Consider the following 16,425-nt stretch of genomic DNA (forward strand, 5'->3'; position numbering starts at 1 on the left):
AAGGCCAAGTGAATTTGCTTTTACCACTTACCCCTTGATGCGCTTGATCAGCGCGGTCGTCGAAGGGTCGTGCGCAGCGATAACGTCGCCGGTGATGTCCTTCAGCACATTGACGCCGAGGGTCTTGCCGAGTTCGACGCCCCATTGGTCGAAGCTGTTCAGGCCCAGCACGATACCTTCGGCAAAGGTCTTGTGCTCATAAAGGGCCAGCAGCGCCCCCAGGGTTTCGGGGGTCAGTTCGTTGAGCAGCACCGTGGTCGACGGCTTGTTGCCAGGGCAGACCTTTTGCGGCGCGATCTGCGCGGTGCGGGCGGCGTCGAAGCCCAGCTTTTCACATTCGGCCACCGAGGTTTCCAGCGACTTGCCGACCATGAAGGCCTCGCCTTGCGCGATGATGTTGGACAACAGCTTTTGCTGCATGTCCGGCGTGGCCTCAGGATTGTGCTGCACGGCGATCAGTTCGAGTGGCACCACGTCTTCCGACTGGTGCAACATCTGGAAGAAGGCGTGCTGGGCATTGGTGCCTTCGTCGCCGAAGACAACCGGGCAGGTCTTGGTCTCGAGAACTTCGCCAGTCGGCGAGGTGCGCTTGCCGTTCGATTCCATTTCCAACTGTTGCAGGAAGGCGGCGAGGCGGCGCAGACGATGGACGTAGGGGATGACAGCGCGGCTCGGACGATCGAGGCCGATGCGGTTATAGAGTTGCGCCGCCGCCAGCAGGATCGGGGCGTTTTGTGGGAAAGGCGCGGTCAGGAAGTGCTGGTCCATCTCGTGCGCGCCGGCAAGCAGACGCTCATAGATGTCGTAACCGAGCGCGATGATCAGCGACAGCGAGACGGCTGACCACAGCGAATAGCGGCCGCCGACCCAATCCTTGAAACCAAAGACGCGATCGGCCGGAATGCCGAAGGCGCCGGTCTTGTCCGGTGCGGCCGAAACAGCGGCAAGGTGCTTCGATGCCGCCTCTTCGCCCAGCGCCTTGATCAGCCAGTCGCGCGCAGCCAGGAAGTTGGCAAGGGTTTCCTGCGTGGTGAAGGTCTTGGAAACGGCGATGACAAGGGTCTCGGACGGGTCAAGGCCTGCCAGAGCGAGCGCCAGTTCGGAGCCGTCGACATTGGCGACGAAGCGAACGTCAATTTCGGGCTGCAACGGCGCCAGCCCCTGGAAGACAAGTCGCGGGCCGAGATCGGAGCCGCCGATGCCGATATGGACGATGGTCTTGAACTTTTTGCCGGACGCGCCGGTAATGGTGCCGGCGCGGATACCATCAGCGTAGGCCTTCATAGCGTCGCGGGCGGTCTTGACGTCGGCAGTGATCTCAGCCCCGCGCAGACGCTGGTTTTCCGCGTCGGAATCACGCAGGGCAACGTGCAGCACGGCACGGCCTTCGGAGACATTGATTTCCTTGCCGGTCCACATCCGGTCGCGCGCTTCCACGAGGCCCGCCTGCTCGAACAGGGCGACGGCACTGTCGAAACCGGCCTTCGACCAGCTCTGCTTCGACACATCGACAAAGATGCCGGCGACATCGAGGCTCATGCGCGACAGGCGGTCAGGATCGGCCTTGAACTGGTCAACGATTTTGCTGGCGGCATCAGCGGCAGCCTGGGTTTTCAAAGCGTCGAGAGCGGTCATGTTATCTTCCTGTGGTCGATGGCGCGCGTGGCAATTTTCACGAGACTCCATGTCAAGCTTTTGGCCAGCCGTAAAGGGCCTATCTGTCGGGTTTTCTGAATAAGTTTTCGATCCATAAGGATTGGTCTTAGGCCCAGAACGCTATCGCGAAGCGCGCGGAAAACAATGCGTCCCTTGCCTTTGAGCACGTCTTTCAGCGCCACGATCAGGGTCATACCAATATGGATCGGCAAGGTGGCGATCAGCAGGCTCAACGGCATGTTCCGGGCGTAGAGCCACAGGCGATTGCGATAGCCGTGGTAGAGGGCGAAATCGGAACGTACACCGAGACTGGCCGAACCGATATGGCGGACGACGGCTTGTGGCACGAACAGGCAGCGCTCACCCATCAGGCGGGCGCGGAAACCGAGATCGGCGTCCTCGCAATAGCAGAAGAAGGATTCGTCGAATCCGCCAAGCTGCCCCCACAGGTCGCGGCGGATCAGCATGGCGGCGCCGCACGGCGCGAACACCTCAGCGATATCCATGCGGGGGGGCACGGCATGACCGATACCGGCACGATAGGGAAAACCGAAAAAGCTCATGGCGTCACCGGCGCCATCGAGCCGGTCGGGATGCTCCGCGTCCAATTGCAGCGAGGTGAAGATACGGACATCGGGATGACCGGCAATGGCGGCCTTCATGCTATCTAACCAGTCGGCATCCAGAAAGGCATCCGGGTTGATCAGCCCGATCCAGTCCGCTTGGCTTTGGGCGGCCGCGCGGTTCATGCCGACGGCAAAACCGAGATTTATCGGATTGGCGATCTGGCGCACGGTCGGGAATATCTGGGCTAGGGCGGTCATGTCGAGATCGCCGCCATTATCGGCATGGATGATATCAGCGTCCTGCGCCGTCATGGCGGCAAGGCAGGGCGCGATATTATCCCCTGACCTGTAGCTCAGGGTGATGAGGGTGAAAGTCGCTGGTAGAACCTCAGTCATACCGCCCCTCCCATTCCGCCAAAACACGATCATCGTGCTCGCAAACGCTTACCTCAGAACGGATAGCTGAGAAAGACGCCACGCTTAGCCCCTGCTTCAGCGCCCAGATCGCTGCGCCACGCACCACCGGATTTTCATCAGTCATACCCTGGCGCAGAGCCGTTTCCACCTCAGCACTACCCGTTTTTCGGAAATGATTTCCCATCGCATAATTAACGTTCCTTAGAAACGACTCGCGCCCGATGCGCTTGATCGGCGACTTGGAAAACAGCGTCCGGAAAGACGCATCATCGAGCCCGGCCAGATCGGTCAGCTTGAGATTATCAAAGCCCTGACGCGCCTGCAGCTTGGTCTCGTGCGTGGCCTGGGCGAACTTGTTCCATGGACAGGCAGCCAGGCAATCATCACAGCCATAGATGCGATTGCCCATGGCGCGGCGATAGGTTTCCGGCCATGGCCCGCGATATTCGATGGTCAGGTACGACAGGCACTTGCGCGCATCGAGGCGGTAAGGCCCGACGAAGGCCTGCGTCGGGCAGATATCGAGACAGGCCTGACAGGAACCGCAATGATCGCGTTCCGGCGCATCATCGGCGATGACGCGATCGAGCAGGATGACGCCTAAGAACAACCACGAACCAAACTCCCGCGACACCACATTGGTGTGCTTGCCCTGCCAACCGATACCGGCCAGCGCCGCCAGCGGCTTTTCCATCAGAGGGGCGGTATCGACAAAGACCTTAAGCTCGCAGCCCGTCTCATTGACGATCCAGCCGGCCAACTGTTTGAGCTTTTTCTTGATCAGGTCGTGATAATCGTCACCGCGGGCATAGACGCTGATATTGGCCGCGCCGGTCTTATCGAGCAGTTCGAGCGGATCACTGTCAGGGCCATAATTATAGCCAAGCACCAGCGCCGATTGCGCACCATGCCACATATTTTGCGGATGCTGGCGGCGCTCCAGCGTCTCTTCCATCCAGCGCATATCACCGTGAAAACCGGCCTCGACGAACACTTTGAGCCGCTCGGACGCCGCCCATACCTCCGGCAGTGCCGCGAAGCGCGCGGCGCTGAACCCCAAGCTATGCGCCTCTGTGCGAATGGCGTCAGCGAGGGTCATGCCCTTAGAAATCGAGTTCTTTGTAGTGCGCCGAGGGCGCCATGCCGGGCAGCTTGTCATTGAGCAGCGGCCGGAAACACGGACGCGACTTCATGACCATGTACCAGGTCTTGAGGTGCGGATAACGCGTCCAGTTCACCTCGTCGAAATAGTCGAGGATGCTAAGCTGTCCGGCACAGGCGAAATCGGCATAGGAGATCGTGCCGCCGGCCAGCCAGTTGCGCACTGCCAACAGGCTCTCGAAATAGCGCAGATGATCTTTCAGCGCTTCGCGGCCAGCGCGCATGGCGGGAATATCGGGCACGCCGCCGCCCATCAGGCGCTTTTCCATCTTTTCGTGCAGCAGCAGCGCATTGACCTCATAGTCGAACTTGCGCTCGAACCAGCCGACGAGACGACGCGCCTCGGCGCGTTCATTCGTATTGGCGGGCCACAGCCGGATTTCAGGATAGGCCTCTTCGAGGTGCTCCATGATGGCGCGATCCTCGCAGATGCGGTGCGTCTGGCCGCCGGACTCCTGCTCAGGCATCTCGACCAGGATCGGCAAAAGCCCCGACGGATTGAGCCGGATGATGGTGTCGTCCGGCTCCCAGTAACGCACCAGCGTCTCTTCAAAGCTCAGCTTTTTCTCACCCAAGGCAAGGCGGATCAACCGCGAATGGGGGTCGAAGGCGAAATGGTAGAGCTGGCGCGAATAGGAAGTCATTAGATCGCTTATGCCTTATTCGGAGCGTTCAAGTCAAAGCCCGCGTGCCGCCGGAGCCTATATTACCGGGTGTTCTTCACTGAAAACACCACCGTGCGCCTCGGCCAGCCCCTGGGGATCGGGATGGATCAGGATATCGGCGTTGGGAAAGGCATCCAGCAGGCGCTTTTCGGCGGCGATAATGATCTGGTGGGCCGCATCTAATGTCAGGTCCGGCGCCATTTCGACATGGGCCTGAATAAGGATGTAGGGGCCGGTCAGGCGGGTGCGCAACTGGTGGACGCCCAGTACCTGCGGATCGGCCAAAATCAACACGCGTACACGCTCAAGGTCGCCGTCATCGAGGGCACGGTCCATCAGGTGATCGGCGGCTTCGCGCAACACCTGCACGGCGCCCCAGATGAACCAGGCGGCCATCAGGAAACCGGCGATGGCGTCCATATAACCCATACCGAGTACGGCCAGCACGACACCGATCAGCGCCACGCCATTGCTGACCAGATCGGTGACATAGTGCATGCGGTCGGCCGAAATGGCGACCGACTGACTGTCCTTCAGCACGCGGTTTTGCAAGGCGACTAGGCCGAGCGTCAGGGCGATAGAGAGGACCAGCACGCCGATCGCCAGACCTGATTGCTGGATAGGTTCGGGATGCTGCAGATGGTGCAGACACGACTGCATGATGATGGCCGCCGAGGCGAAGACCAACGCTGCCTGAAACAGCGCGCTGAAAGCTTCCGCCTTGCCATGGCCGAACGGATGCTCCTTGTCAGGTGGCGACTTGGCATAGCGCACGGCGGCGAAGGTGATGACAGAGGCGAGCAGATCAAGGCCGGAATCGGCCAGCGAGGCCAGGATCGACTGCGAGCCGGAGACATAGAGCGTGACGCCCTTCATGGCCACCATAACGCAGGCCACGAGCACCGACGCGGAGGAGGCCAGCAGCACCAGGCTTTCCGGTGCCAAGTTTTGCGGCAGAAGGCGATGAAAGGCCGGCCCCTTGGGCGTGAGATGGGAATGATCGGATTTGACAGGGCTCGACATGCGCCAAGCCTTATCACTTCGAAGCCTGACTGCAAAGTCCGCACGTCAAAGGCGAAGGAGTCACGAAACCGTGCGCGAGAAACGTGTTAACAATTGGTAAATGCGCCTTGGTCTTTACGATATATGGTTGTAAACCGGATTCAATAATCAATCTTGATAAATGGTAGCTGTTTTTCGTTCTAAATTACAGGGTGTTACTATGTCGCGCGTATGGATCAGCCGAACCGAGGCGCTCAAGCGTCTCGATGTCAAGCCGCAAACCCTCTATGCCTATGTCAGCCGACAGCGCATAGCCGCCAAGAGCGATCCCTCGCATCCGCGCATGAGCCTCTACGCCCTCGATGATGTCGAGCGCCTGTCACGCCGCGCACCCGGCCGCCTCGCCCGCACCGTACACGGCAGCGCCACGCCTGCAGACCGTCCGCTGCAAAGCCTTTCCGGCGGCACCATCACGCGAGGCGAAGCAGCCATTGATACCGAAATCGCCATCACCATCGATGGCCACCACTATATCCGCGGCCGCGATATCGTCAGCCTTGCCGCCAGCGAGAATTTCGAGGCCGTGGCGGCGCTGCTGTGGCGCGCCGAGACCAGCAATCCGTTCGGCCCGCTCAAGCCCCGCCCCGATGTCAACTTCCCCGGCGGGCCGCGCACCCGCGTGCTCTCCATGCTGAGCCGCCGCCTGGAAGAAGACGCCCTGTCCGACATCGATTCGTCACGTGATCTGGGCACGGAAGCCGCCAGCCTCCTCAACGAGATGTTCGATTCGGTTACCAATGGCGGACCGCGCCTGTTCTTTCACCAGCGCCTGGCGCGGGCATGGAAGGTCTATGACGCCAAGGATGTCGATCTGCTGCGACGCGCCCTTGTCCTGTGCGCCGACACCAACCTCGATGAAGCGACCCTGGCGGTGCGCGTCTCAGCCGCCACCATGGGCCCACTCGCCATCCCGCTGATGTCGGGCTTCGCCACCCTGACGGGCCCCAAACTCGGTGGCCGCATCTCGCGGGCAGAGTCCTACGTCACAGCCGTGCGCCGCAGCGGCAATCCGCTGTCTCTGGCCAAGTCGCTGCTGGAAAAAGGCCTTGAGCTGCCGGGCTTTGAAAAAGACCCTTCGCCTTCGGAAACCTTGCGGGCCTACGACCTGATCAACGCCGCACCGCATATGGGCGAAGACCTGAAAGCCATTCTGCGCGTCGGGGAAGACCTGACCGGCCAGAGCGTCGGCATGTCGCTGGCCCTGGCCCTTATCGGCCGCCACCTCGACCTGCCGCGTGAAGCACCTGTAACGCTCTACGGGCTCAGCCGCAGCGCGGGCTGGCTCGCCCACGCCATCGAGCAGATGCAAACGGGCGCTTCGCCCAAAGCCCGCCTGCGCTACATCGGCGTACACCCGCAAGCCTAGCATGTTGCGGCGCAAAATTTTGGTTCACATCCTGCAGGAAGTGCTCTAGGTATCAAGTCTCTTAGAGGGATTTTCCTATGCATTATCTGTTGGCAGCGCTTCTGGGTCTGATCGAAGGACTCACGGAGTTCCTTCCTGTGTCCTCCACCGCGCACTTGCTTATCTCTGAAAAATTGCTGGGCTTCAGCGATCCGGGTGGCAATTTCACCGTCATGATCCAGTTGGGCGCCATCCTGGCGGTCGTCGTGCTGTATTTTGCCCGGCTATGGAAGGCGGTCATCACCTTGCCGACCTCTGAGGAATCGCGCCGTTTCGCACTCAGCGTCATCATCGCCTTCATTCCCGCTGTCATCTTCGGCGTGATTATCAAGAAATCCGGCCTTCTGGCGGCGTTGTTCGATAATATACCCGTTATCTGCATTGCCCTTATCGTGGGCGGTATCGCGCTGTGGGCGGTCGACAAATACGGCCCGGCGCCGACTAGCGACGACTCGATGAAACTGGACCTCAAAACCTCACTGATCATCGGTTTGTTTCAGTGCCTGGCCATCATCCCCGGCATGTCGCGCTCGGGATCGACCCTGATTGGCGCCATGGTCTGCAAGGTGGATAAGCGGGCCGGTGCGGAATTTTCCTTCTTCCTCGCCATCCCGACCATGCTGGGCGCCTTCGTGATGGAATTCGCCGACAGCCACAAGCTGCTCACCAGCGATCAGTACAGCTTCATCGCCATTGGTTTCGCGGTGGCGTTTATTTCTGCGCTGTTGGTCATCAAGCCCTTCATCACCTTCGTGCAGAAGCGTGGTTACGGCTTCTTCGCCCTGTGGCGTATCGTGGTGGGTGTCGGCGGCCTGGTCTGGTGGTTCGGGATGGCGCACTAAACTTATTGGGGCCAATGGCCCCCAGTCTTCATCTCTTTCCTAAGAAAAACCCGGCTCAAAAGGCCGGGTTTTTCTTTGGAACAAGGCAAGGTCTGTGGGGTCACCGACCCCACGCCCCGTAGGTTTACGCGGCCACGCGGATCAGCCCCAGGAAGGTATCAACCTCCTCCGACATCGCCTTAACCTGCTCGCCCAGACTGCCTGCGCCCTCAAGCACCTGCGCCGAGGTTTCCGTCGTGATCTGAGAAGCCCGTGACACCTGCACCAGGTCAGCATTGATCGTATCGGCACCACTGGCGACCTGCGCCACATTATTGGCAATATCGGCCGTGGCCGCGCTCTGTTGCGAAACACCCGCCGCGATCGACGTGGTAACGCCATTGATGCGCTCGATGGTATGGCTGATCGAACGGATGGCCTCAACCGTCTCCTCGGTCACCACCTGCATCGACGAAATATGGTCGCGGATCTCATTGGTGGCGCGCGAGGTCTGCGCCGACAGGTTCTTCACCTCCCCGGCCACCACCGCGAAACCCGCACCCGCCGCACCGGCCCGCGCCGCTTCGATCGTGGCATTAAGCGCCAGCAGGTTCGTCTGGGCGGCGATGTCCTGAATGAGCGCCACCACCTCGCCGATCTTGGCCGCGGCATGCGACAGGTTATCGACCGTCTGCGTCGTCCTACGCGCCTGCTCCGTAGCGGCCTGCGTCATGACCGTCGTTTCCTCGACCTGGCGGCTGATCTCGTTGATCGACGCGGCCAACTCCTCCGTCGCCGAGGCTACGGTCTGCATGTTGCTGGAGGATTGCGAGGTGGAACTGGCCATGGACGCCGAACGCTGGTCGGCTTCGCGCGCCGCATGATCGAGGCTGACAGCCGCCGTATTGAGGGCTTGTGATGTCTGCCCGACGCGCGCCGCCACCGCCTTGATCTGGCGCTCGAACGTCTCGGCGCTTGTCAGCACCTGAAGGGCGTTTTCATTGTCGCGCTCCAGCTTGGCGCGGACGGCGACCTGCTCGTTTTCCAGACGCTTGACCGCCTCGATATTGTCGCGGAAGGCCGAAACAGCATGGGCAATCTCGCCTACCTCATCGCGACGCTGCTCATAGGGCACGCTGGCGACCGTATCGCCGCTCACCAGCTTATGCAGCATGTTCGAGAGGGTTTTCAGCGGCTGTGAAATATGACGGACGACCAGGAAATTAATGACACTGCCCGCCAGAAGGGCCAGCACACCGATCATCGTACCGATTATGAGGATCTGCTTGGAGAGGCTGTCGAACTGCGCATCAGAAGCCGTCGCTTTATCACTGGCCAGCTTGGCAAGAGCCGCCAGGGGCTCGACCATTTTGACGCACGCCTCATCCACCACGCCATCGAGATCGCGGATATCCTGCGTCATCTCGGTATTGGCCTCCAGGGCCGGCAGCATGCGCTGCTCAAAATCATCGACATAAATTTTATAGGCGCTGTAGGCTTTATCCAGCAGCGCCTTTTCATCGGCATTGGTCAGCTCGTTACGCAGATAAGTGAAAAGCGCCTCGGTATGCTTCTTCTCGGCGGCCCAGTCGGTGCGAGTCTGGTCAAGGTGATGATTGATTTCCCCGTCCGCGATGATCTGGTAAAGTGCCGCGCCCTGACCCGCCAGTTGCTGCGCTGAGGCCGATGTCCGCACCAGCGTCATGCCGCCATCCTGCAATTTGCGCAGATGTTCGAGAGAGGACCAAGCGCCGAGGATGAAGCCGCCCATGGCAACGACGAAAATAAGCGACGCAGCGAACAGCTTGTGCCCGATGGACAGTTTCATAAGAAAACCCTCGAATCAATAACGCGATTATCCGAAGGGTTACAGCTCTATGGTTAAGGAAGTCCTATCCACTTTGCGCGAACGTCATCAGGCCTGAACCGGCACCGCGAACTGACCATTCTTGCGGAAGCGCCACAGATAGGTCGGCACGATCGATTCCACGGCCGTGGCGGCAATGCCTAAATCCTTGAGGCCCTTGGCGTCCGACGCCACAACATTATCGTTCGCCAGCAGAAGCACCTGATCGGTGGTCAGGATCGGGGCGGCGATGACCGGCACTATAGCCTTAGCCCAGGCCTGGATATCGCCGATGACACCGATCGCGCGCGCGGCAATGAAAGGCATCCACACCAGCGGGCGCGGCGTCATGATCTCATGGCCCACATACTTGATGAGGTCCTTGAAGGCGAAAACTTCCGGTCCGCCCAGTTCAAAGGTCTGGCCATAATGTTCCGTCTTGCCGAGCGTGCGCGCCACGGCGCTGGCCACGTCATTGACATAGACCGGCTGGAATTTCGTGTTGGCACCACCGATAGCCGGCATAACGGGGAACATCTTGATCTGGCCGGCCAGTGAGGTGAAGAAACCATCCTGGGCGCCAAACATGATGCTGGGGCGCAGAATAACGGCTGAGGGAATAGCGGCCTTTACTGCGGCTTCGGCTTTACCCTTAGTCGATGCATATTTCGAAGCCGCGTCCGGGTTCGCGCCGATCGCCGACACCTGCACGAAATTGCGAATGCTCTTGGCTTTACATATATCCGCCATCAAGGCGCTGGCCTGGCGATGCACGGCGTCAAAGCTCACGCCTGCGGTCTGATACAGGATGCCAACAAGATTGACGCAGGCCGAGGCGCCTTCCAAGGCGCGGGCGATATCGTCTTCCTTGCGCACATCGCAACGGATGACCTGAATCTGGCCAACGTCACCAAGTGGCTTCAGGTCGTAGGCGAAGGTCGGTTTGCGTACCGCGACACGCACGCGCCAGCCTTGCTTTGCCAGAGCCCGCACCACCTGCTTGCCGAGAAAACCCGAACCGCCGAAAACCGTGACCATATTCGCCATGATCTTATCCTTCATACTCTGCTGACCACCATCGCGCCTGAGCGGGAGACTCAATCGCCAAGGCTGCTCGCGTGAACCTCTCGATAACGCAAGGTTTTTGTTGAGGCAATGCCTTTAGAGAGCGGCTTGAAAAACTTTTGTGAAAAGTCGCATCAAAAGCGTTGACCGAGCAAAACTTTCCCCCTATAGGTCGCCGCCTTCGCTGAGAGATCGGCGGGGACTACCACCTAAGTAAGTGCCCAGGTGGCGGAATTGGTAGACGCGCTGGCTTCAGGTGCCAGTGGCTTAACGGCCGTGAAGGTTCGAGTCCTTTCCTGGGCACCATTAGGTTGTTCACATCTGTCCGTAGATGTTTGAAAACCCCTTAAAAATATGGTATTTAGCGGCTTAGATGTCCGCAATTGTATTTCCTTGTCCGCATTCATCAGCGGCAATTGGGGGTACTTTCTGGGGTACATCGCTCATACCCCCAAAGGCGATACCCCCAAAATGGCTCTATCCGACTCTGCAATCCGCAATGCCAAGCCGGCAGATAAGCCGTACAAGGTTTACGACGATGGCGGCCTATTTTTGCTCATCTCACCGGCCGGCGGAAAGTTGTGGCGCCTCAAATACCGATACGGCGGCAAAGAGAAGCTCTTGTCATTCGGCGGCTATCCGGACGTCAGCCTTAAGGACGCCAGGGAACGACGTGACGCGGCTCGTAAGCTACTCGCTGCAGACATCGATCCAGGTGCTGAAAAAAAGCGGAAAGCGGTCGCAGCGACTATCGCAGCCGGCAACACCTTCAAGAGCGTTGCGGACGCCTTTATCGCCAAACGCGAGAAGGACGGACTGGCTGAGACCACTGTCACAAAGGCCAAATGGTTCCTGTCTATTCTTGAAGCGGATATAGGCAAGCGGCCAATGTCAGAGATCGAGCCGCATGAAATCCTCGCTTCCCTGAAAAAGATCGAGAAGCTGGGGAACAATGAGACAGCCAAGCGTGTCAGAGCGTTTGCCGATCGTGTCTTCAGATATGCAATCATCTCCGGTTACGCCAAGCACAATCCGGCCGTAGGGCTGGGCGAGGCATTAGTGTCCCCGAAAGTCACTCATCACGCGGCCCTGCTTGATCCGGCGGCTGTGGGTGGCCTTCTGCGGGCAATTGACGGCTATGACGGGCACGTCACCACAAAGCTGGCCCTGCGTCTCGCTCCACACCTGTTCGTCAGGCCTGGCGAGCTACGTCATGCCGAATGGGCAGAGTTCGACTTTACAGCGGCCGTGTGGCGCATCCCGGGCGAGAAAATGAAGATGCGCGAGGAACATGCCGTCCCGCTTTCTCGCCAGGCCATTGCCATTCTGGACGAAGCCTCAGACGTCAAACATCACAGCAAGTATGTCTTTCCAGCCATCAGAACATGGCTCCGGCCGATGTCTGAGAACACGATGAACGCGGCACTTAGGCGCCTGGGCTACAGTTCAGAGGAAATGACCGGTCACGGCTTCCGCACCACCGCCAGTAGCCTTTTGAATGAATCCAAACGGTGGTCGCCGGATGCTATTGAGCGAGCGCTTGCGCACAAGGATAAGAACGAGGTACGCGGCATCTACAATCGCAGTCCATATTGGGCAGAGCGTGTCGAGATGGCGCAGTGGTGGTCCGATTATCTGGAAGAGCTTAAAGGGAGCGAGACATTAAAGGATGGATGGGCTGCCGCCGCGTTCATGGTGCGAAATGCACATTGAACTCCTTTGCATTGCACCAGCGAGGCGAGACAGGTTGCGAACGCTGTTATCCTAGTGTAGCCGTTGAGGGGAGTTTCTGTTATTTAAATAAGGCCGAAACGACATGAACCGTGTATGCCATTTGGCTATTGCGTTTGCGGTGTGCGCGAGTGCGGCACTGCCAACAAGTAGCTTCGCTCAGACAGGAGCGGAGCTAGTTGAAGCCGGAAAAATCCTGTATTGGTGGGCGACAGAGGGTGGGCCCAAGTTGCAAAAAGCGCTTGGCACACACGGTTTCGAGGCCGCCGAAATCCCACATCCGTTTTTCGTGGTGAACCAGGTAGATAGACCGGTGACTATCTATATTGAAAGCGAAAGTTGTGAGAGAGCGCCATTGCAGCTTGATGCCGCATCGTATAATAATTTAACTTGCGAGACAAATGAGGGAGACAGGGACTTTAACGTCTCAGTTGGGCGCGTCTCTTATGGTGTCTCGGCAGGCGATCTCATATATATTGAACAACTGCCAGATGGATCGCTCGAAATATTTGATCATACAGCGGAGTTCATGGCTAAGGCGCAACGTGAAGGCCTTGTGCAATAGACATATCATCGGAACCAAACGGGACCTTTATGGTGTCAAGCCGTAATTATCTGTCATTTCAATCACCTGCATCGAAATAGAGCTTAGGTGCCCCCTCAACCAAGTGCCGAGCATTTCGCCTGCGCTTTCCTGTAGAGGCAAGGAAGCTACCGGTCATGTGGCCGATATCAAGATGTCAAAACGCGCTGAAAGGTCATGCAAATTGGCTACGCGCGGCTGCAGCCGATCTCAGGCGCCAAAGAATTAGTGTAGCCGCGCGTTACATGGCGGCTTTTCTATGTTTAGCCCTGTTGGTCCTACTGTGCCGCTACGCATTCTGCGATAGACATTACATCGTCCCAAAATATGGAGTCGTCTACTTTATCATTGAAGCCATGACGCTGTTCTACAAAGAACACCGACTTGGCTGTCTCTGGATCAAGAGTGATGTCAAAAGACAGTGTTCTTTTGTAGCACTTGTAATTTTGCCCGCGTGCATGGCACCATCCTTTTGCGTCAACCCCTGCACCAAACTCTACCACGGCAGGTTCACCTGAAGTATCACGAACGATCTCTCCATCCATGTCGCGCAAGGATAGGACGGCAGCAAAATGGTCTCCGTCGATTGGCGAGCCGTTAGTAAAATTAATATGCAGGCTTACTTTTCCGTCCTCGGAAATTGATCCCCACCACTGCCCATGCTGGTCTTTCGCTCTGTTGAAATACCAAAGCGTCACTTTGTCTGACTGTTCAAAAGATAGATTGAAAGGAGGCTCGACCACGTTTTGAGTTACTTTGGACCATTTTACGTTGCCGCTTACGCGAAAATCGGAAACATAACACGGGGCTTCTTGCGCCATAGTCGTATGGGCGTTTCCAAAGAATGTTAAAGCGACTGCAATTGCTGCTGATGTCACTTTGGATCCCGGAGAATTTAATTGTTGCACGATACACCCCCGTTTTTCTATAACAGCGTTATATGTGCAAATGGTCTCTTGGGCAACTTGCGCGTTAGTTAGTAACTTATTTGTGACCATTTTCAACTTGGGGGTGACCCAGACTTCCTCAACTTGACTGAGATAAGAGAGCAGAGCAATCGACAAAGAAGCGCCGCAATCGAGAGCGTGACGGACCGTCGTCCCTTGACTAATGAAGGCACACGTCGCAATCTCAGCGTGAAATAAGCTTGGGAGGGCTATGTGTCTAAATTCAAAGTTGCGTGCTTGGCCGCACTGATAATTGCGAGCATAGCGCCGGCAGCTATTGCAGGCTCCCGCTATTCAAGCCGTCCCTACTATGGCGGCGGTCATCACACCAGCAGCCATGGTGGCCACTATTCGGGCTCGTACAGCGGCTCTAGCCATAAGGGCGGGCACTACAATAACTATAAGACATCCAACCGTTACGGGCGACATAAATAGCTGTCGGTCGGAAAGGCATTAATATGGCTGACCTAATTCATGATAAAATATTCATCGCGCTAGCTATTATAGCAATTGCCGCGTACGGCGGAATTTTGATCCGGCAGATACGGGCTGAAGACGATTTGAAAGAGATAAAAAACAGGTTGCAGGTCATATATGATAAGCTTGATCCTCATCGAGACTGACTTTTGCGTCAATGTTCATGATGAAGCTGTCGCCAATGCTAATAACAAGGCTGCCACCGCACTAGCACCCGCAGCGTATCTATTCCAACGGCTCTGCCGTTGCGCAGTTTTTATAAAATCAATCCTTTTGCCCCCAATTTCGTCGGATATTGTGAAGTCACCGCGATCAAACTCCTCCTGAGAAATCGCGACCTTAACCGTTGCTGAAATCCACCACAGTATGCCCGAAACGACCGAGGCCCCGGTCCCGAGCAATAGCGCTCCTCGATGCAATGCGATGACTTGTTCTGAGCTCATTGGATTAAATCTCCTTTGATTTGCGCAACCGCACCCCAGCGCCACCACCGTTTTCCGGTATGAACTCGACGCCGGCAGCTTCAAGCGAGCGACGTAGCGCCTCAAGTGTTGCCGGAATGGCTCCTCTCGTTTCGCCCTCAAAGTTCACAACCGTCCTAAGGCTTACCTTACTTAAGTCGGCCAGATCCCCTTGATTGAGATTAAGGAGGCCGCGTGCTGCGCGGCATTGTGCTGGTGTCATGCTCATAAAGCACACATACATGAGATGCGTAAAATACGCAACATTACTTGATTTAGGCAAAATACATATTGCGCATTTTACGCAACATGTTAGGTTGATCAGGCCGGAGAGAGTTCGCACCTCCCGCCGGCCCTAACCGCAATAGATCGTATAAGGATCATGTCATGGCTACTCAGCCCATTAGCACCCCTGTGCCTAGCTCTTCAAGCGCTCGCACCCAAATGTCGCTTACCCGCTCTTATAATGACGCTGTCCATACTTACAGGGTCAAGCATGCGCGCACCTTTCAATACTACCCCGGCGCCGTTGATGCCGACATGGGGGCTATCGACAAGGCCGCAGCCCTGTTCATTGCAGGCGTTAAGGCACTTGCAGAGGCGGTGGACGGCACCGACCTGATCAATGGCAGCACAGACATAGCTGGTTGCATTGCAGGCACTCTGGAGGGCTTTGTCGAGGCCCTGCCGAATGAAAGCGCAACATACGCCTACGTCGATGCCGTTTGCAGCCTGATAGCGTCCGAACCGGCCATACCCGCAGTTCAGCGGGCCGCCTAAACAAATCACTCGCTAGGTAATTACTAACCACCTTTGCAAGCGCTTTGTTTTCATTTTCCGTTTAAGCACCCGGCAGCCGGCCGGACCTCAGTTCCAATTTCCATCAACAATTTTCGAGTGCGCCTTGAAAGCGCATCGAGAACCTGCGCCCGGAAGGCAAGCNAATGACCACAAATAACGCCTCAAACTATCACCGCATCAATCACCAAAGCACTAGCGAATCCATATCCGGGGTGCAGGTTCTGCAACAAGCTAACAAGCAGAAATCGCCAACACCTTCGACTCACACTGAAGACGCGGTTCGCCACAGTGGCAAGGGCACAACCGCACCTAAACCGTCCACCGCANACACCAGAGAGGGGCGTCATGCAGNCTGGGCGGCTGAATTAATCGAAAAGCATCAGAATGCGGTGGCTAATCTCAGGGCGGCAATTGCACCNTTTAATCCGGTGGGGGCGCCCCNGCCCTCCCCCCTTGAAGAGAAAGAAGCCGAAAAGGCGCATTGGCTGGAACTCGCNGCCGCTGTGGATGTTCTCTGGCTGTACGATCAGAACGGAACGCCGGCATTGGCTGACTATATCAAATCACAGAATGATCGGAAAGTGACTCGTTTCAGCGACACCATAGCGCAGCTTGAGTTAGCCGATGTAATGGTCATTGAGGCGCTCTATCGTCACTTTCATAACCTGCCCTTCCGTTACAAGGAAAAGCCGGACTATCAGAAAGTCGTCATTCCCGCTGAAACGGACGAAGGTAAAGCCGCGATTGAAGCGCACGAGGGA

15 protein-coding genes and 1 tRNA gene are annotated in these 16,425 nt (G+C 57.4%); 6 read left to right on the top strand and 10 right to left on the bottom strand.

What is annotated here, in order from left to right; translation table 11 throughout:
• Positions 1 to 27 precede the first annotated feature (27 nt).
• The 5 genes from pgi to B060_RS0110735 are packed head-to-tail and all read right to left on the bottom strand — an operon-like array spanning position 28 to position 5,488.
• Positions 28 to 1,635, bottom strand: a complete 1,608-nt coding sequence (gene pgi, locus B060_RS0110715; protein WP_018081784.1) for a glucose-6-phosphate isomerase — start codon at positions 1,633 to 1,635, stop codon at positions 28 to 30.
• Positions 1,632 to 2,618: a glycosyltransferase family 2 protein gene (locus B060_RS0110720; RefSeq protein WP_031220298.1), complete on the bottom strand. Its 987-nt coding sequence runs from the start codon at positions 2,616 to 2,618 to the stop codon at positions 1,632 to 1,634. The genes pgi and B060_RS0110720 overlap by 4 nt, the downstream gene beginning before the upstream one ends.
• On the bottom strand, positions 2,611 to 3,738 hold the full coding sequence (gene queG / locus B060_RS0110725; RefSeq protein ID WP_018081786.1) for a tRNA epoxyqueuosine(34) reductase QueG: 1,128 nt from the start codon (positions 3,736 to 3,738) through the stop codon (positions 2,611 to 2,613). Before queG ends, B060_RS0110720 begins: the two co-directional genes overlap by 8 nt.
• A 4-nt stretch (positions 3,739 to 3,742) precedes the next feature.
• Complete coding sequence (gene fzlA / locus B060_RS0110730; protein ID WP_018081787.1) at positions 3,743 to 4,444, bottom strand: FtsZ-binding protein FzlA; 702 nt, start codon at positions 4,442 to 4,444, stop codon at positions 3,743 to 3,745.
• 57 nt (positions 4,445 to 4,501) lie between these two features.
• Positions 4,502 to 5,488, bottom strand: coding sequence for a cation diffusion facilitator family transporter (locus tag B060_RS0110735; protein ID WP_018081788.1), 987 nt, complete (start codon positions 5,486 to 5,488; stop codon positions 4,502 to 4,504).
• Positions 5,489 to 5,687: 199 nt separating this feature from the next.
• On the opposite strand from B060_RS0110735, the gene B060_RS0110740 reads away from it, so the two are divergent.
• Together B060_RS0110740 and B060_RS0110745 are read left to right on the top strand one after the other, a co-directional pair.
• On the top strand, positions 5,688 to 6,893 hold the full coding sequence (locus B060_RS0110740) for a citrate/2-methylcitrate synthase (RefSeq protein ID WP_018081789.1): 1,206 nt from the start codon (positions 5,688 to 5,690) through the stop codon (positions 6,891 to 6,893).
• Positions 6,894 to 6,970: 77 nt separating this feature from the next.
• Positions 6,971 to 7,774, top strand: a complete 804-nt coding sequence (locus B060_RS0110745) for an undecaprenyl-diphosphate phosphatase (RefSeq protein ID WP_018081790.1) — start codon at positions 6,971 to 6,973, stop codon at positions 7,772 to 7,774.
• Positions 7,775 to 7,898: 124 nt separating this feature from the next.
• Here the strand turns inward: B060_RS0110745 and B060_RS24250 are convergent, their stop codons facing one another.
• The gene (locus B060_RS24250; RefSeq protein ID WP_018081791.1) at positions 7,899 to 9,581 is read right to left on the bottom strand and encodes a methyl-accepting chemotaxis protein; all 1,683 of its coding nucleotides are present in this window, start codon (positions 9,579 to 9,581) and stop codon (positions 7,899 to 7,901) included.
• Positions 9,582 to 9,668: 87 nt separating this feature from the next.
• Positions 9,669 to 10,646 (bottom strand): complex I NDUFA9 subunit family protein, encoded by a 978-nt coding sequence (locus tag B060_RS0110755; RefSeq protein WP_035422959.1) that lies wholly within the window; start codon positions 10,644 to 10,646, stop codon positions 9,669 to 9,671.
• Between the two features lie 237 nt (positions 10,647 to 10,883).
• Between B060_RS0110755 and B060_RS0110760 the strand changes: the two genes are divergently transcribed.
• From B060_RS0110760 to B060_RS0110770, 3 genes are all read left to right on the top strand, one after another.
• A tRNA-Leu gene (locus B060_RS0110760) sits at positions 10,884 to 10,970 on the top strand.
• Between the two features lie 165 nt (positions 10,971 to 11,135).
• Entirely contained in the window at positions 11,136 to 12,377 is a 1,242-nt protein-coding gene (locus tag B060_RS0110765) for a tyrosine-type recombinase/integrase (RefSeq protein ID WP_035422961.1), read from the top strand.
• Between the two features lie 103 nt (positions 12,378 to 12,480).
• On the top strand, positions 12,481 to 12,960 hold the full coding sequence (locus B060_RS0110770) for a hypothetical protein (RefSeq protein WP_018081794.1): 480 nt from the start codon (positions 12,481 to 12,483) through the stop codon (positions 12,958 to 12,960).
• A 296-nt stretch (positions 12,961 to 13,256) separates the two neighbouring features.
• Here the strand turns inward: B060_RS0110770 and B060_RS0110775 are convergent, their stop codons facing one another.
• The 3 genes from B060_RS0110775 to B060_RS0110790 form a co-directional block, all read right to left on the bottom strand.
• Positions 13,257 to 14,042, bottom strand: a complete 786-nt coding sequence (locus B060_RS0110775) for a hypothetical protein (RefSeq protein WP_155847609.1) — start codon at positions 14,040 to 14,042, stop codon at positions 13,257 to 13,259.
• A 521-nt stretch (positions 14,043 to 14,563) separates the two neighbouring features.
• Positions 14,564 to 14,845, bottom strand: coding sequence for a hypothetical protein (locus tag B060_RS0110785; protein WP_018081797.1), 282 nt, complete (start codon positions 14,843 to 14,845; stop codon positions 14,564 to 14,566).
• Between the two features lie 4 nt (positions 14,846 to 14,849).
• On the bottom strand, positions 14,850 to 15,092 hold the full coding sequence (locus tag B060_RS0110790) for a helix-turn-helix domain-containing protein (protein ID WP_026172751.1): 243 nt from the start codon (positions 15,090 to 15,092) through the stop codon (positions 14,850 to 14,852).
• Positions 15,093 to 15,307: 215 nt separating this feature from the next.
• On the opposite strand from B060_RS0110790, the gene B060_RS0110795 reads away from it, so the two are divergent.
• Positions 15,308 to 15,643 (top strand): hypothetical protein, encoded by a 336-nt coding sequence (locus tag B060_RS0110795; protein WP_018081799.1) that lies wholly within the window; start codon positions 15,308 to 15,310, stop codon positions 15,641 to 15,643.
• Positions 15,644 to 16,425: the final 782 nt, after the last annotated feature.

It is taken from the genome of Asticcacaulis benevestitus DSM 16100 = ATCC BAA-896 (assembly GCF_000376105.1).
Classification (GTDB): Bacteria; Pseudomonadota; Alphaproteobacteria; order Caulobacterales; family Caulobacteraceae; genus Asticcacaulis; species Asticcacaulis benevestitus.

Bases quoted from the DNA above. Each gene is read 5' to 3' on its own strand.
- B060_RS0110765 (WP_035422961.1), top strand. From the start codon at position 11,136: ATGGCTCTATCCGACTCTGCAATCCGCAATGCCAAGCCGGCAGATAAG.
- B060_RS24250 (WP_018081791.1), bottom strand. From the start codon at position 9,581: ATGAAACTGTCCATCGGGCACAAGCTGTTCGCTGCGTCGCTTATTTTC.
- B060_RS0110785 (WP_018081797.1), bottom strand. From the start codon at position 14,845: ATGAGCTCAGAACAAGTCATCGCATTGCATCGAGGAGCGCTATTGCTC.
- fzlA (WP_018081787.1), bottom strand. From the start codon at position 4,444: ATGACTTCCTATTCGCGCCAGCTCTACCATTTCGCCTTCGACCCCCAT.
- B060_RS0110755 (WP_035422959.1), bottom strand. From the start codon at position 10,646: ATGGCGAATATGGTCACGGTTTTCGGCGGTTCGGGTTTTCTCGGCAAG.
- B060_RS0110745 (WP_018081790.1), top strand. From the start codon at position 6,971: ATGCATTATCTGTTGGCAGCGCTTCTGGGTCTGATCGAAGGACTCACG.
- B060_RS0110790 (WP_026172751.1), bottom strand. From the start codon at position 15,092: ATGAGCATGACACCAGCACAATGCCGCGCAGCACGCGGCCTCCTTAAT.
- B060_RS0110720 (WP_031220298.1), bottom strand. From the start codon at position 2,618: ATGACTGAGGTTCTACCAGCGACTTTCACCCTCATCACCCTGAGCTAC.
- pgi (WP_018081784.1), bottom strand. From the start codon at position 1,635: ATGACCGCTCTCGACGCTTTGAAAACCCAGGCTGCCGCTGATGCCGCC.
- B060_RS0110770 (WP_018081794.1), top strand. From the start codon at position 12,481: ATGAACCGTGTATGCCATTTGGCTATTGCGTTTGCGGTGTGCGCGAGT.
- B060_RS0110735 (WP_018081788.1), bottom strand. From the start codon at position 5,488: ATGTCGAGCCCTGTCAAATCCGATCATTCCCATCTCACGCCCAAGGGG.
- B060_RS0110740 (WP_018081789.1), top strand. From the start codon at position 5,688: ATGTCGCGCGTATGGATCAGCCGAACCGAGGCGCTCAAGCGTCTCGAT.
- B060_RS0110795 (WP_018081799.1), top strand. From the start codon at position 15,308: ATGTCGCTTACCCGCTCTTATAATGACGCTGTCCATACTTACAGGGTC.
- queG (WP_018081786.1), bottom strand. From the start codon at position 3,738: ATGACCCTCGCTGACGCCATTCGCACAGAGGCGCATAGCTTGGGGTTC.